Source organism: Micromonospora sp. NPDC047521 (assembly GCF_055587305.1).
The window spans coordinates 45,704-61,796 of record NZ_JBVJGN010000019.1 but is presented as its reverse complement, the minus strand read 5'-3'; the positions used below and the strand labels follow the sequence as shown (position 1 = coordinate 61,796).

General features: G+C 72.8%; 10 protein-coding genes. 5 read left to right on the top strand and 5 right to left on the bottom strand.

Features of this window, described 5'->3' with window-relative positions; genetic code table 11:
* Nucleotides 1-52 precede the first annotated feature (52 nt).
* Nucleotides 53-1,975: an anthranilate synthase family protein gene (locus ACZ6N8_RS28580; protein ID WP_466013802.1), complete on the bottom strand. Its 1,923-nt coding sequence runs from the start codon at nt 1,973-1,975 to the stop codon at nt 53-55.
* A 208-nt stretch (nt 1,976-2,183) separates the two neighbouring features.
* On the opposite strand from ACZ6N8_RS28580, the gene ACZ6N8_RS28575 reads away from it, so the two are divergent.
* The 3 genes from ACZ6N8_RS28575 (at nt 2,184) to ACZ6N8_RS28565 (ending at nt 6,640) form a co-directional block, all read left to right on the top strand.
* Entirely contained in the window at nt 2,184-3,596 is a 1,413-nt protein-coding gene (locus tag ACZ6N8_RS28575; protein WP_466013800.1) for an FGGY family carbohydrate kinase, read from the top strand.
* A gap of 216 nt (nt 3,597-3,812) precedes the next feature.
* Complete coding sequence (locus ACZ6N8_RS28570; RefSeq protein ID WP_466013798.1) at nt 3,813-6,221, top strand: sensor histidine kinase; 2,409 nt, start codon at nt 3,813-3,815, stop codon at nt 6,219-6,221.
* A complete protein-coding gene (locus ACZ6N8_RS28565; protein WP_139585125.1) occupies nt 6,218-6,640 on the top strand; it encodes a roadblock/LC7 domain-containing protein in 423 nt (140 codons plus the stop codon). The genes ACZ6N8_RS28570 and ACZ6N8_RS28565 overlap by 4 nt, the downstream gene beginning before the upstream one ends.
* Nucleotides 6,641-6,726: 86 nt before the next feature.
* Here the strand turns inward: ACZ6N8_RS28565 and ACZ6N8_RS28560 are convergent, their stop codons facing one another.
* Nucleotides 6,727-8,070 (bottom strand): GH1 family beta-glucosidase, encoded by a 1,344-nt coding sequence (locus ACZ6N8_RS28560; protein ID WP_466013796.1) that lies wholly within the window; start codon nt 8,068-8,070, stop codon nt 6,727-6,729.
* Between the two features lie 841 nt (nt 8,071-8,911).
* Between ACZ6N8_RS28560 and ACZ6N8_RS28555 the strand changes: the two genes are divergently transcribed.
* Nucleotides 8,912-11,821: a glycoside hydrolase family 48 protein gene (locus ACZ6N8_RS28555; protein WP_466013794.1), complete on the top strand. Its 2,910-nt coding sequence runs from the start codon at nt 8,912-8,914 to the stop codon at nt 11,819-11,821.
* A gap of 308 nt (nt 11,822-12,129) precedes the next feature.
* On the opposite strand, the gene ACZ6N8_RS28550 is transcribed toward ACZ6N8_RS28555, so the two are convergent.
* A complete protein-coding gene (locus tag ACZ6N8_RS28550) occupies nt 12,130-12,822 on the bottom strand; it encodes a DUF3159 domain-containing protein (RefSeq protein WP_466013846.1) in 693 nt (230 codons plus the stop codon).
* A 116-nt stretch (nt 12,823-12,938) separates the two neighbouring features.
* Here ACZ6N8_RS28550 and ACZ6N8_RS28545 point away from each other — a divergent pair, with 116 nt between their 5' ends.
* Nucleotides 12,939-13,826 (top strand): phosphatase PAP2 family protein, encoded by an 888-nt coding sequence (locus ACZ6N8_RS28545; protein ID WP_466013792.1) that lies wholly within the window; start codon nt 12,939-12,941, stop codon nt 13,824-13,826.
* 21 nt (nt 13,827-13,847) lie between these two features.
* On the opposite strand, the gene ACZ6N8_RS28540 is transcribed toward ACZ6N8_RS28545, so the two are convergent.
* Nucleotides 13,848-14,711 (bottom strand): DUF1028 domain-containing protein, encoded by an 864-nt coding sequence (locus tag ACZ6N8_RS28540; RefSeq protein ID WP_466013790.1) that lies wholly within the window; start codon nt 14,709-14,711, stop codon nt 13,848-13,850.
* Between the two features lie 51 nt (nt 14,712-14,762).
* Nucleotides 14,763-15,983, bottom strand: a complete 1,221-nt coding sequence (locus tag ACZ6N8_RS28535; RefSeq protein ID WP_466013788.1) for a low temperature requirement protein A — start codon at nt 15,981-15,983, stop codon at nt 14,763-14,765.
* Nucleotides 15,984-16,093 lie beyond the last annotated feature (110 nt).

Sequence of the window (16,093 nt, the reverse complement as noted above, 5' to 3'; positions counted from 1 at the left end):
TCGACCCGTGCGCGCCGCCGGCCCACCCAGCCGTACCCGCCCGGAGGGCTGACTACGCCCGACCGCCGGCCGTGGGCAGCTCGTCCGGTCGGTTCGCCGGCAGCAGGCCGCCCAGCAGTTCGGCCAGGACGGTGAGGCCGTCCGGGCTGAGCACCGACTCCGGGTGGAACTGCACCCCAGCGAAACCCTGCCCGCGCAGCGCGTGCACGGCACCGTCGCGTACGTCCCGGGCCAGCTCGACCGGTCCGTACGCGGTGTCCAGCCGGTCCGCCTGCGCCTGGGCGGTGAACGTCGAGTAGAAACCCACCCGGCGGCTCTGGCCGAACAGCGACACCTCCCGCTGCAACCCCTGGTAGGGCGCGTCCCGGCGGTGCAGCGGCAGACCCAGCAGCCCGGCCAGCACCTGATGGCCGAGGCAGACCGCGAGGGTCGGCCGGCCCTCGGCGAGCAGCCCGGCCAGCAGCTCGCGCAGCGCCACCATCTTCGGCTCGTCCGGGCTGCCCGGGTCGCCCGGCCCGGGGCCGGCCACCACCAGGTCGTAGTCGTCGACCGGGCCGCCTGCGTGCCACGGCCGCAGGGTGACGGTGAGACCCAACGCGCCCAGCTGGTGGGCCAGCATGCCGGTGAAGGTGTCCTCGGCGTCCACGATCAACGCACGGCGGCCGACCAGCCCGGGCAGGCCCGGCGCGTCAGGTGACCGCTGGTCCAGCCAGAACCGGGCCAGCGGCGCGTTACGCGCGGCAAGCGCGTCGCGTACCGCCGGGTCGTCGGCAAGCCGCGCGACCGCCCCCCGGTCGCCGGCGGGCGCCGCCGGGCCGAGACCGAGCGCGGTCAGCACCCCGGCGGCCTTGGCGTGCGTCTCGGCCACCTCACCTGCCGCCGTCGAATGCCTGACCAGTGTGGCGCCGACCGGCACCCGCAGCTCGCCGGTGGGGGAGATCTCGGCGGTACGGATCAGGATCGGCGCGTCGAGCGTCTGCCGGCCGGCCTCGTCGTGACCGAGCAGGGCCAGGACGCCCGCGTAGTAGCCCCGGCCGCGACGCTCGTGGCGGGCGATAACCCGGCAAGCGTTCTCCATCGGGCTTCCGGTCACTGTCGGCGCGAACATCGTCTCGCGCAGCACCTCCCGCACGTCGCGGGTGCCGCGCCCGGCGAGCAGGTACTCGGTGTGCGCGAGGTGCGACATCTCCTTGAGGTACGGGCCGATCACCTGGCCGCCGTGCTCGGCCACGGTGGCCATCATCTTCAGCTCCTCGTCGAGGACCATGTACAGCTCCTCGACCTCCTTGGGGTCGGCGAGGAAGCGCAGCAGCGCCGCCCGGTCGGGCACGCCGCCGGGGGGCCGGAAGGTGCCGCTGATCGGGTTCATCATCACCAGCCCGTCGTCGACGCTGACGTGCCGTTCAGGGCTGGCGCCGACAAGCGTCCGGGTGCCGGTGTGCACCACGAACGTCCAGTACGCGCCGCGTTCGGCGACCAGCAGCCGGCGCAGCGCGGCCAACGCGGCCACCAGCGGCGGGCCCTGCACCGTGGCGTGCAGGGTGCGGTGGATGACGAAGTTGGCGCCCTCGCCGCGCCCGATCTCCTCGGCCAGCACCCGGCCGACGATCCGCGCGTACTCCTCGTCGGTGACGTCGAACGAGGCGTCGACCGCGCGGACCGCCTCGTCGGGCAGGTCGGCCAGGACGTCGGCCAGCGGGATGCGGTGGTGCTCGCTGACCTGGAGGCACTCCAGCGGGGCGCCGTCGTCGACGCAGGCGAAGCCGCGTTCGGCGATCTGCCGGAACGGCACCACGGCCAGCGTCCGCGCCCCGGGCGTGCCCTGCGGCAGGGGAATGTCCGCCAGCCGGTCGACGGTGTCGACGGTGCCGGTGAACAGCTCCAGCTCGTCCGCGCCGTCGCGCCGCAGCAGCGCGAAGGGGCCCGGATCGGCGCCACGGGTCACGGCGGCGAGCAGGTCGGTCAGGTGGGTCATCGGAGTCTCCGTCAGGCCGGGGCGCCGCCGTTCGGGGCGGCCGTCCGGGGCCGGAGATCCGGCGGTCGCCTCAAGTGGCGGCCGCGTGGATGGAGCTACGCGCGGAGGGTGCCCGCCGGGTCGGCGGGCCACCAGCAGGTCGGATGCGCGAGCATGGATCCACCCTACGCGCCCGCGGCCCCGTTGGCACCGGGTAACTTGACCGGCGATGAACATTCTCGCGCTCGACCTGGGCACCTCCTCGGTACGCGGGCTGGTGCTGGACGCCGACACCGAGCCGCTGCCCGGTGCGCTGGCTCGGCGCAAGGTCAGCCTCACCATCGGCGACGACGGCACCGGCACGGTGTCCGGTCCGGGCTATCTCGCCTGCCTGATCGAGTGCCTCGACGAGCTGGCCGACGGTGGCCACCTGCGCGACGTCGATCTCGTGGCGGTCTCCGCCCAGTGGCACTCGGTGCTCCCGCTGGACCGCGACGGCACCCCGCTGGGCCCTGTGGTCACCTGGCTGGACACCCGGCCGACGCTTGCCGACGGGGCGACCGGGCCGGCCGACCCGGACGACTTCCACCAGCGCACCGGCTGCTGGTGGCACCGCTCCTACTGGTCGGTGCGGCTGCCCTGGCTGCGGGAACGGTCCGGCACCCCGATCGCCCGGTTCGTCGGGCTGCCCGAGTACGTGCTGGGCGAGCTGCTGGAGTCGGCGCCCATGTCGGTCTCCCAGGCCTCCGGCACCGGCCTGCTGGACCTGCGGAGCCTGCGGTGGGACGACGAGGCTCTGGCGCTGGCCGGGGCCCGACCGCAGGACCTGTCGCCGCTGGGCGAGCTGGACTGGCACGGTCGCCTGCGGCCCGACAAGGCCCGCCGCTGGCCCCAACTGGCCGCTGCGCGGTGGTCACCGCCGGTGGGCGACGGCGCGGCCTCGAACGTCGGGTCGGGCTGCGTCGACCCGAGCCGGGCCGCGGTGACCGTGGGCACCTCCGCGGCGGTACGACTGATGCAGCGGGTCCCCGCCGGTGAGCCGCTGCCCCGGCTGCCCGAACAGCTCTGGCGCTACCGGGTCGACCACGACCACGTGGTGACCGGCGCGGCGTACTCCAGCGGCGGCAACCTGTTCGCCTGGGCCGACCGGGAGCTGCGGCTGCCCCGAGGCGCGGAGCTGGACGCGGCGCTGGCTCTGGTGCCGCCCGGTGGCGCCCGGCCAGCCGACCCGCGTTTCGGCGGCGACAGGCCCCCCGGCCTGGCCCCGGCGGGCTCTGGTGAGCTGCGCGGGCTCAGCTTCAGCACCACAGGCGTGGACATCCTGGCCAGCCTGATGCAGGGGCTGTGCGAACTGGTCGCGGACGACCTGACAGTGCTGGAGTCCACGATCGACAAACCGGTCGAGGTGGTGCTCGGCGGAGGCGCGGTGGCCGCGTCGGTGTGGTGGCGGCAGGCGTTCGCCGCGGCGCTCGCACCGCGACCGGTGTCGCACCAACGTAACCCGGAGATCGGCGCCACCGGAGCGGCGTTGGTGGCGCTGGGCCGCTTCGGGGACGCGGTGGAGCTCGCCGACATCGGCCGGATGGACGAACTGGCGTCACCGACGACGGCAGGAGCTTCCCACCCGCAGTATCCTTCCTGAACTCCTGCCTCGTTCGGGCCGTTGACAGCGCTCCCGAGCCTGGTTGGATGGACTGCGCTCCCCGGACCGCGGTGGACGCGGTAGGACGGAGGAGGCAGGGTGGCGGCAGGTCCCGACCCGGCGAACGGCACGGTGTCGAACCATCGCCGGCGTCGCTTCGACGTCCGCGTCGTTCCACATCGACGCCGGTCCCCGTTCCGTCTGCGGGACTGGCGGATGAGCACCAAGCTGGCGACCGTGCTGGTGGTGCCGTCGGTGGCGTTCCTGGTGCTCGCCGGTGTGCAGACCAGCACGCTTGTCGGGCGGACGACGGCCTTGAACGACTTCGCCCGGCAGGTGGGCATCGGCAGGCAGATCACCGCGGCGGTGCACCAGCTCCAGCAGGAGCGCGACCGTACGGCGGGGGAGCTGGGCGAGCTGCGCCGGGGCGCCGACCGGGAGGCGGCGGCCTCCACGCTCAAGCCCCTGCAGACGGCCGCCGACCGGGCGATGGCCGACCTGAGCCGGGCGGCACAGCCGCTTGCCGACGCCGACGCGTCCTGGCGGGTGGCCTTCTCCGAGGCGCAGGAGGCGTACGACCAGGTGATCGACATCCGTCCGGCGATCCCGCCGGCGGTGCTCAGCAACGACACCATCCTGAGCAACTACCACCGGGCCGTGGGCGCGCTGCTCGACCTGCTCGCCGAGCCGACGCCGGGGCAGGGGCAGGCGGCGTTGAACGACGCGGTGCTGCGCTACGTGCAGATGGCCCGGGTCAAGGAGCTGTCGTCCCGGGTCCGGTCGCAGCTGTACGCCGCGTCCCGCGCCGGCAGGTACGGCACCGAGGACCGCGTGATCCTCGCCGACCTGCGCGCCCAGCAGTTGACCGCCCTCGGCGCGTTCCGGGTGGCCGCGACGACCGACCAGATCCGCCGGTACGACGAGACGTCCGTGGACCCGGTCTTCGTGGTCGCCACCCAGTTGGAGGAGCGCAGCCTTCCCGTCGGGAGCGCGGCGCCCGACGTGTTGCCGTCCGAGCAGTGGTGGTCGGCCAGCCAGCAGCGCCAGGAGTTGTTGCGGCAGGTCGAGGCCGGGGTGCTGGACGACGCCGTCCGGCAGGCCGACGAGGCCAGCTCCGGGCAGCTGCGGGCCACCCTGCTGGTCGTCGGCGGGATCCTCGCGGTGCTTCTGGTCGCCCTGCTGATCTCGCTGCTGGTCGGGCGGTCGGTGGCCCGGTCGATGCGGCTGCTGCGCAGCCAGGCGTTGCGGATCGCGCAGGTCGAGCTGCCGGACGCGCTGGACCGGCTGCGTACCGTCACCGGAGGCGTGCCGCCCATCGACGTCGCGCCGGCGGTGGTCCGGTCCCTCGACGAGATCGGTGAGCTGGCGGAGGCGTTCGTGGCGGTGCACCGCAGCGCGGTCACGGTCGCCGTCGAGCAGGCCATGATGCGCCGCAACGTCAACGCGATGTTCGTCAACCTGGCCCGGCGCAGCCAGGTGCTCGTGGAGCGCCAGCTGGAGCTGCTGGACGACCTGGAACGCGAGGAGAGCGACCCGGACCAGCTGGAGAACCTGTTCAAACTGGACCACCTGGCCGCGCGTATGCGCCGTAACGACGAGAGCCTGCTGGTGCTGGCCGGCACCGACTCCACCCGCCGCTGGAACCGGCCGGTCGGCCTGGGTGCGGTGCTGCTCGCCGCCGCCGCCGAGATCGAGCAGTACCGGCGGGTGCGGATCGAGCCGGTGGGAAACGTGCACGTGGTCGGTCACGCCGTCGGTGAGCTGGTGCACATGCTCGCGGAGCTGCTGGAGAACGCCACGGCCTTCTCCCGCCCGGACACGGTGGTCGTGGTGGACGTGCGGCTGGAGGCCGCCGGCGCGCTGATCGAGATCGTCGACCGTGGCCTGGGCATGAGCCCGGCGGCGCTGGCCGAGGCGAACGAGGTGCTGGCCACCCCGCCGGCCGCGGACGTCGCGGCGGTCGAGCGGATGGGCCTGTTCGTGGTGAGTCACCTGGCGGCCCGTCTGGGTGTGCGGGTGCGGCTCGACGGGGGACAGAGCGGCCTGGTCGCCAGGCTCGCGTTGCCTGCCGCGTTGCTGGCGCCGGCGGGCGGGGTGGAGCTGGATCCGCCGGCGCCGGCCCGGATGGTGGCCGCGGGCGCAGCCCGGGGGGTGGGTGTGCAGCGGCAGCAGGCGGCCCCGGCGCCGGTCATGGCGCCGCTGGACCTGCCGGTGGCCGGCCGCCCGCCGGCGACCGCCGTGCCACGTCAGGCCCGACCGGTCCCGGTACGGGCCGAGGACGTGCTCACCCCCGCCGCCGCGCCGGGCGCCGGGGGAGGCTGGTGGTCCCGCGAGGGTCCGTCCACGCTGGTGTCGCCCGGGCCGGCCGTGCCGCCGGCCACTCCGGTGACCGCCGGCACGAACGAACGGGGCCTGCCGATGCGGGTGCCCATGGCGCAGCTCTCCGCGGTCACCCGCCCGGCCCGACCCGAATCGGCCCCGGCGCGTGACGACCTGGACCCGGACGCGGTAGGCGGCATGCTTTCCCGGCTCTACAGCGGGGTACGGCGTGCCGAGGCCGAGGACACCACTGAGATACCCGTGCCACCGTCCAGGGGGCACGACGAAGGGGGACGACGACAGTGACGACGTTGAGCCAGGAGGCGCGGGACCTGAGCTGGCTGGTGAGCGCCTTCGCGGAGCGGGTGCCGGGTGTGGCGCACGCGGTGGTGGTCTCCTCCGATGGGCTGCTGGTGGCGATCTCCGACCACCTGCCGCGCGATCACGCCGACAAGCTCGCCGCGGTGACCTCCGGGCTGATGAGCATCACCGCGGGCGCGGCCCAGATGTTCGACGGCGACGTCGTCAAGCAGACGGTGGTCGAGATGGGGCGGGGCTACTTCCTGGTGATGCAGGTGCGGGACGGGTCGATCCTGGCCACCCTCGCCGCCGGTGACGCGGACATCGGCGTGGTGGGCTATGAAATGGCCCGGCTGGCCAAGCAGGCTGGGGAGATGCTGACCCCGGCGCTGCGGGCGGAGTTGCAGCAGGCGCTGCCGCGCTGACGCGGGTCGACCGCTGCCCGGACGGTCACGGCTCTGCGCCGGAGCCGAGCCGTCCGGGCCCGGCCGTCCGTCCGGGTTGCCTGCCTTCAGAAGCCGCCGTCGGCGATGACCGACCGATACCAGTGGGCGCTGCGCTTGAGCACCCGCCGCTGGCTCGGGTAGTCCACGTAGACGAGCCCCCAGCGCTGGTCGTACCCCTCGTCCCACTCGAAGTTGTCGAGCATCGACCAGACGTGGAAGCTCTCCAGCGGCACCCCGTCGGTGATGGCGCGGTGCGCGGCGGCCAGGTGGTCGCGCAGGAAGCTGATCCGGCCGGCGTCGTCGATTGTGTCGTCGGCGGCCAGGGTGTCGGGGGTGGGCAGGCCGTTCTCGGTGACGGTCAGCGGGATGGGGCCGTAGTCGCGGGTGACCCGGGTCAGGATGTCGTACATCCCGTCGGGGTAGATCTGCTGCCACTGGGCCTCGGAGGTCGGCCAGCGGTGTTCGGTGCCGCCGTCGGCCGTGACGTAGATGGGCGTGTAGTACTGCACGGCCAGCAGGTCGACGGGCGAGGAGATCACCGCGAGGTCGTCGTCGCGGATGCCGCGGACCATCCGACTCCCGGGGCCCAGGTCGGCCAGGACGTCCTCGGGGTAGCTGCCCTTGAGCAGGGAGTCGAGGTAGAGGCGGTTCTCGTAGCCGTCGTACAGCCGGGCGGCGGCGGCCGCCTGCGGTGAGTCGTCGGCGGGGTAGCAGGGGTGCAGGTTGAGCGCGGGGCCGATCCGGGCGGTGCCGTCGGTGGCGCGCAGCGCGCGTACGGCGAGCCCGTGGGCGAGCTGGAGGTGGTGGGCGACCAGGTAGGCGGCGTCCGGGTCCTGTCGGCCGGGGGCGTGGTGGCCGATGAGGTAGCCGTTCTGCACCACAGTCTTGGGCTCGTTGATGGTGAGCCAGACCGGCACCCGGTCGCCGAGTGCGGTGAAGACCGCGTCGGCGTAGTCGGCGAAGCGCAGGGCGGTGTCGCGCGACTCCCACCCGTCGGCGTCCTGTAACGCCTGCGGCAGGTCCCAGTGGAACAGGGTGGCCATCGGGGCGATGCCGCGGTCGTGCAGACCGTCCAGGAGGCGCCTGTAGAAGTCGAGACCACGCTGGTTGGGGGCGCCGGTGCCGTCGGGCTGGATCCGGGGCCAGGAGATGGAGAAGCGGTAGCTGCGCAGCCCGAGGTCGCGCATCAGGTCGAGGTCTTCGGCGTACCTGTGGTAATGGTCGGCGGCGACGTCGCCGGTGTCGCCGTTGCGGGTGCGCCCGGGGGCGTGGCTGAACGTGTCCCAGATCGACTCGCCGCGGCCGTCCTCCTTGGCGGCGCCCTCAATCTGGTACGCGGAGGTGGCCGCGCCCCATCCGAAGTCGTCGGGGAAGCGCAGCGGGCCGGCGGGCCCGGTGGGTATCGACATGGATTCTCCTCGTGGATACGGGGCCACCGCCGAGATTCGGGAGCGCTCCCAGGATAGGTCAGGGGCGGCCCTCCCGGTCAGCCGGCCGTCCTGGCGGCCGACGATGTCGGGTTGAGGCGGGTGAGGGCCCCGGACAGCGAACGAGGCCGACCGGGCGGCGCGTTGCGCCTGTCCCGTCGGCCTCTTTTCCCATCGTGTACGGGGGTTTAGTGTGGGGACGGGGGAGGGCAACCCCCGTCCCCACCGTAACTGCACACACACGGGCGGAATTTGGGTCCTGCCGTGCGTGTCGCGCGGGAGCCGGGCCACGCGAGTGGCTCTGGTTCCACCTCCCTCCGTGTGGCGGGACGATGGCTGACGGCGGCGTCCGGGCTGGCCCGCCGTCGGCCTTCGGGCTGATTCCCCGGGTCCGTCCGGAGACGGTCCCGGCGATCTTCTTGTTGGAACCTTGTCGATGGAAGCGCTCCCATCGACCGATGTTGCGACTGTAACGCCCGTCACGCCTTTGTGAAAGACCCAAAACGAGATCGAAACAAGGACCTGATTCGAACCGCTCTCCGCTTGTCGTGGGAGCGCTTCCATGGCACACTGTCGATTCGACGCGACAGGAGCCACATCGCGTGAGCGCGGGTCCGCCGAGGGCAGCCGGCAGCACGACGTCCGGTCACGGCACCCGAATGCGGCCGACGGGACCCTCTCCCGTGCGGGCCACACCGCCGTACCCCGGCCGGGCCCGGGGGAGACCACCTTCCCGGCGCCTCGAATCCCCCGCGACCACCACCCTCGCGGGCAGGCGCCCCGCCGGGACCATCCCGGCCTGGCCCGAGGAGACACCGCGCACATGAGACAACTGGCACGACGCCGCCGCGTGGCGATCATCGCCGCCGTCGCGCTCGCCGTCGGCGGGGTGACCCTGCCCGCCGGCGCCGCGCAGGCCGCACCCGCCTGCGACGTGGTCTACGCGACGAACGACTGGAACAACGGCTTCACCGCGAACGTCACCATCAAGAACCTGGGCGACGCGGTCAGCAACTGGACCCTCAAGTGGACCTTCCCGAACAGCGGCCAGCGGGTCACCCAGGGCTGGTCGGCCAGGTTCAGCCAGACCGGCAGCGAGGTCACCGCGACCAACGAGTCGTACAACGGCAACCTCGGCACCGGGGCGTCCACCACCATCGGCTTCAACGGCTCCCACACGGGCAGCAACCCGAAGCCCACCTCGTTCACCCTGAACGGGACCACCTGCAACGGCACCGCGGCCAACCAGCCGCCGACGGTCTCCCTCGGCGTGCCGTCCGGGCCCTTCACCGCACCCGCCGACGTGCCGCTGACCGCCACCGCGAGCGACCCGGACGGGACGATCAGCAAGGTCGAGTTCTACCGCAACGGCCTGCTGATCAACACCGACACCTCCGCGCCGTACGCGTACACACAGGAGGACCTGCCGGCCGGCAGTTACACCGTCCAGGCCAAGGCGTACGACAACGCCAACGGCATCGGTGTCGACGAGAAGTCGTTCACAGTCGGCGCCGCCACCGGCCCGACGCTTGTCGCCACCCCGTCCGCGGTGAGCGTCAGCGAGGGTGGCACCGCCACCTTCAACCTGAAGCTCAGCTCCGCGCCGACGGCCAACGTGCCGGTCACCCTCACCCGCACCGGCGACACCGATGTCACGGTCTCGCCGGCCACCGTCACGCTGACGCCCAGCAACTGGAACACCGGGGTCACCGTCACGGTCGCCGCGGCGGAGGACAGCGACACCGCGGGCGGCGCCGCCACCATCACCGCCTCCGCCACCGGCCTCGCCTCGCTGGCGGTCGCCGCCACCGAGATCGACAACGACACCCCCGGCGGCGGCGACAACGCCTACATCAAGAAGTTCCTCGACCAGTACGGAAAGATCAAGAACTCGGGCTACTTCAGCCCCGAGGGCGTGCCCTACCACTCGGTCGAGACGCTGATCGTCGAGGCGCCGGACCACGGCCACGAGACCACCTCCGAGGCGTTCAGCTTCTGGCTGTGGCTGGAGGCCTACTACGGCCGGGTCACCCAGAACTGGGCCCCGTTCAACAACGCGTGGACGGTGATGGAGAAGTACATCATCCCGACCCACGCCGACCAGCCCACCGCAGGGTCCGCCGGCACCCCGCAGTACGCCGCGGAGTACAACCTGCCCAGCCAGTACCCCTCGGCGCTGAACCCGAACGTCCCGGTCGGACAGGACCCGCTCCGCTCGGAGCTCCAGTCCACCTACGGCACCGGTGACATCTACGGCATGCACTGGCTGATGGACGTCGACAACACCTACGGCTTCGGTCGTTGCGGCGACGGCACCACCAAGCCGGCCTACATCAACACCTTCCAGCGGGGTACGCAGGAATCAGTGTGGGAGACCGTCCCGCAGCCGTCCTGCGACACCTTCAAGCACGGCGGTCAGTACGGCTACCTCGACCTGTTCGTCAAGGACACCGGCGCCCCCGCCAAGCAGTGGAAGTACACGAACGCCCCGGACGCCGACGCCCGCGCCGTGCAGGCCGCGTACTGGGCGCTGACCTGGGCCAAGGCGCAGAACAAGCAGGCCGACGTCGCGGCCACCATCACCAAGGCCGCCAAGATGGGCGACTACCTGCGGTACGCCATGTTCGACAAGTACTTCAAGAAGATCGGCAACTGCGTCGGGGCCAGCACCTGCCCCGCCGGCAGCGGCAAGGACTCGGCGCACTACCTGCTGTCCTGGTACTACGCCTGGGGTGGCGCGTACGACGCCAGCCAGAACTGGTCCTGGCGGATCGGCTCCAGCCACAACCACTTCGGCTACCAGAACCCGTTCGCGGCCTGGGCGCTGACCAACACCCCCGAGCTGAAGCCGCAGTCGTCGACAGCCGTCGCCGACTGGACCAAGAGCTTCGAGCGGCAGCTGGAGTTCTACACCTGGCTCCAGTCCGCCGAGGGCGGCATCGCCGGTGGCGCCACCAACAGCTGGGACGGCAGCTACGCCCAGCCGCCGGCCGGCACCAGCACCTTCTACGGCATGTTCTACGACGTCGACCCGGTCTACAACGACCCGCCGTCGAACCAGTGGTTCGGCATGCAGGCGTGGTCGATGCAGCGGATCGCCGAGCTGTACCTGCAGACCGGCAACGCGAAGGCCAAGGCGCTGCTGGACAAGTGGGTGCCGTGGGCGATCGCCAACACCACCCTCGGCACCAACTGGTCGATCCCGTCGGACATGAAGTGGACCGGCCAGCCGACCACCTGGAACCCGTCCAGCCCACAGCCCAACACCAACCTGCACGTCGAGGTCACGGTCAAGGGCCAGGACGTCGGCGTCACCGCCGCCTACGCCCGCACCCTTATCGCGTACGCGGCCAAGTCGGGCGACACGGCTGCCAAGGACACCGCGAAGGGCCTGCTCGACGCACTGTCAGCCGCCAGCGACGCCAAGGGTGTCTCCACCACCGAGTCGCGGGGTGACTACCGGCGCTTCGACGACACCTACGACGCGTCCACCGGGCAGGGCCTCTACGTCCCGCCGGGCTGGACCGGGAAGATGCCGAACGGCGACGCCATCGCCGCGGGCAAGAGCTTCCTGGACATCCGTTCCTTCTACAAGAACGACCCGGACTGGCCCAAGGTGCAGGCGTACCTGAACGGCGGCCCGGAACCCACGTTCAACTACCACCGCTTCTGGGCGCAGGCCGACGTCGCCATGGCGTACGCCGACTACGGCAACCTGTTCCCGAACGGCTGACAACGACCCGGGGTGGGTGGCGCCCCCGCCCACCCCGGGGGTTCGGTCGGGTCCGGGGGAACGACGGGACCCGGCCGGCGGACGGCCTGACACCCACGGTCAGGCCGGGGTGGGCCGGCCCTCCGGACAACGCAGCGGATCGGCCGGCTCACCCCACCCGCCCGGACTGGAGGAAGCCGCGAAAAAGCCCAGAAATTCGGGCCCTGGCGGGATCACACAAAGGACGGTGACGGAGTAACGTACGTCACCGGAGAGGCCGCTCCCCCCGTGGCGGCCTCTCCACTTTTTGTCCCGGACCGGCGCCCGGCTCACCCGCCGGAAGGCTCACCTGTGACCGGATGCCGCAACCCCGGATGCCCGGCCGGCAACGACCGGCGCAGCACCAGCCAACTCACCGCGAGCGCCGCCGCGACAAGCGGCCACGTCAGCGCCACCCGCGCCACCACCAGCCCGAGGACCTGCCCACCCAGGTACAGCGGCACGAACACCGCCACCCGCAGCAGGTACGTCGCCGTCCACACCCAACTGGCCCGGCCGTACCCGCGCAGCAGCGCCGGGTCGCGCCGCCACCGGGCCCGCTGACCGAGCACCGCGCCGACCAGCACCCCGAGCAGCGGCCAGCGCACCACGATGCTCACCGTCCACAACAGCGCGCTCGCGGCGTTGGAGAGCAACTGGATGAGAAAGAAGTTCTCCGCCCGGCCCGTCCGCACCGCGATCAGCGCCGCGACGCAGACCGCCAGAAGGCCGATCAGCACCGAGCGCGGCCGGTCACCCCGACGCAGCCGTACGCCTGCCACCGTCGCGCCGACGGCAAGCGCCGCGCCCACCCCGGCCCACAACGACTCACCGCCGAGCAGCCAACCCGCCGCGAACGCCAGCGGCGGCAGCGTGGCGTCGACGGCCCCGCCCCGGCCGCCCAGCAGGTCCGCCAGCGACTCGGCCCGCGCCGGACCGCCACCCGGTCCGTCACCGACCTGCCGCTGATCGCCGCGTTCCACCTGGCCCGCGTCGCGCTCCGGTGTGTCGCCCACCGCCACCTCCTCACCTGCGCCCCAACCTAACCATCGACAGGCGGCGGGCCACCGGTCGGCCGGACGACCCCTGCCGCTACGGTGTGCGGATGCGCGCGACGGCACGGGGTTGGACTGCGGTCTGGTTGGTCGTACTGGCCCTCGTCCAGGCGGCCGCCTTCCTCGCCGTCTGGCGGGTGGCCGTGCACACCGAGATCGGCCAGTGGGTGGACACGGTCGCCCTGACCGGCAACCGGATCGGGCAGGACCGCATCGACGGCCCCGTCGACCGGATCCTCAACGCGATGTCTGTGGTGTCCCTGGTGGCCGCCACCGCCGTGATCGGGTTCATCGCCCTCATCCGGGGGCGGATCGCGCTGGCCATCACCGCGACGCTGCTGATCGCCGGCGCGAACGTCTCCACCCAACTGCTCAAGTACGGGCTGAACCGGCCCGACTACGGCCTCGACCCGGAGCGGGCCGCCGTCGGCAACAGCCTGCCCAGTGGACACACGGCGGTGGCCGCGTCGGTGGCGGTCGCGCTGGTGCTCGTCCTGCCCCGCAAGGTGCGCGCGGTGGGCGCCTTCCTCGGCGCCGGCTACGCCGCCCTCGCCGGGGTGGCCACCCTCTCCGCCGGCTGGCACCGGCCCAGCGACGCGGTCGCCGCGTACCTGGTGGTGGGGGTGTGGGCGGCGCTGGCCGGTCTGCTCCTGCTCGTCACCCAGCGGGAACAGGCCGAGGTCGCGCCCGGCGACGCGCACCGGATCGCCGCGCTGGTGCTCGGCGTGGCAGGCGTCCTCGCCCTGATCGCCTGCGGGCTGGCGCTGTCCTGGCTCATCGACCTGCGCGGCACCGGGCCGGACGAGCTGAGCCGCCGTCCGCTCTTCGTCGGGTACGCGGGCAGCGCCGCCGGCATCGCCGGCACGATGGCCGTGGTGATGGCGCTGGTGCTGACCGTCGTGCACCGCCTCGTCCCCCGGGTCAAGGGCTGAACCCTCGACCGGGGCGCGAGGTCAGCTCGCGGAGCGGGGCGCGGGGACGTGCGGGGCGACCCGGCGCAGGTGCGTCAGCACCACCGGGTCGATCCGCCCCGGCACCAGCCGCTCCTCCAGATTTTCCAGCCCCGCCCAGGAGACCAGCGCCGCCTCGGGCCCGTCCCCGGCCACCTGGTGGCCGAGCGCGGTGAGCAGGGCCGCCACCTCGTCGGCGACCGCGCCGCTCAGGTCCAGCAGGGTGGCCGGGTCGGGCCGGCTGAACAGCATGGTGTGCACGGCCAGCAGCCGACTCAGCTCGGTGATCGGGTCGGGGTGGTCGTCCACCCGCAGGTCGATGAGCACGTCGCTGCCGCCGCCGTACCCGCCGCCGCGCTCGACCACCAGCAGCCCGGCGCTCTGCCGGCCCCGCCGGTCCCCGCCGGCCTCGTCACCGGCGCGCAGCGCGGCGACCAGCCGCTCGGCGAACGGCAGCGTCGACCCGGCCAGCCACGCGTCGGCCAACGCGTCGACCACCTCCGGGCCGGTGAGGATGTTGCCCTGCGCGGCCCAGCCGTCGCCGGTCCGCCCGCCGGCCCACGGATGGCAGGCCGACCCTGTCCAACTCGCGCCCGGACCGGTGGCGGCCACCACCCCGAGCTGGCGGTGCTCCCGTTCGGGGTCGGCGGCGGTCAGGCCGGCCACCACGTCGGCGGCGGCCACCCCGGTGCGCAGCAGGGTCAGCCCCTGGGGACGGTAGGCCAGGTTGACGTGCGCCTGGGCGGCGAGCGCGCCGACCTCGGCCTCCGCCGCGGGCACCAGCGCCCCGGCGGCGAGGAACTTGCTGGCCACGACGACACCGTGCAGGCGGCCGTCGGCGGAGCGGGCGACGAGGGAGAAGGTCACCCGCCGAGATTAGCCGGCCGCACCGCGCGGGCAGTGCCGTACGCCGATGGGTCAGAACGGTGGCGCGGCGGGCTCCGGCGGGGCGCCGCGCGCCCGGCGGGCGTCGGCGACCGCGACGGCGCCGAGCGCCAGCACCGCGACGGCGGCGGCGGCGAGCCCGGGCACGTACCGCAGCGGCACGGCCGCCGCCACCAGGACGAGGATGGCGATCCACCGGGACCGGGAGACCCTGCCGAACACCTCGTACTCGAAGCGGGCGCGGCCGGCCAGGAACAGCGCCGGTCCACCGAGCACCAGGGCCAGCCACGCCGGCGGAAACCGGTTCGCCGGATGCTCGATGAACAGCTCGTAGCCGATCGCGGTGGCGGAGAGGCCGACCACCATGACCAGGTGGGTGTCGGCGGCCGAGCGGCCGATGGTGGCGGGATGTCGGGCCTTCACCACCGCCTCACCCAGGATCTGACCGGCGCGCTGGACGTAGATCCGCCACAGCAGGATCGACGTGGCAAGGGCCAGCCCGAACGCCCACGCGTGCCCCGCCTCGTAGGTGCCCCTGCTGTACGCGAAGCCGGCCACCAGGATCGTCTCGCCCAGCGCGACGAGGAAGAACTGCTGGTACCGCTCGGCCAGATGCTCTCCGGCGATCTCCCACTTCGAGATCGTCGACCTACCCAGCCCCGGCACCGGCCAGCCGCACCGCGCGGCCAGATACTCGATGGCAAGCGCCGCCGCCCAGAGCACCACCTGCGGGTTGGTCGGCAACATCGCCCCACCGATCCACAACACCCCGGTGAGGGCGAAGATCACCGCCATGCGGACCTTCAGCCGGCGGTACGGGTGCGGGCCCAGCGCCAACGACAGGATCACCGGCCGGGACACCTGCGCCACCACGTACGCCACCGCGAACATCAGGCCGGCCTGGCTGAACGCCCGCGGGATCGCCACACCCATCACCATCCCGGAGACCAGCGCGGTCAGGACGACCGTCTGGAGCGGGATCTTGTACGGGTCGTACCTGCTTGTCGTCCACGCCGTGCCCTGCCAGACGGACCAGAGCGCCAGCAGCAACAGCAGCGTCTTGCCGCCTCCGGTGACCGCCGCCCAACTGTGCTCACGGGCCGGCGCGCCGGTCAGGTCCTCGAACGTCCGCGCGGAGATCCGGGTGAGCGCGAAGACGTACGCCAGGTCGAAGAAGAGTTCAAGGAAGGTGGCCCGGCCGGGCGCAGCCGCCGCCGGGACCGGCTCCAGGCGACCCGCCGCCCTGGAACCCATGATCAGCGGCCAGCGCCGGTGGTCCGTTCCACCTCGAAGTCGTAGCACCCTTCGCGGACGCGACAGCCGGAAACCGGCGATTCTGCCCAGTACGAAGATCTTGCTCGGGC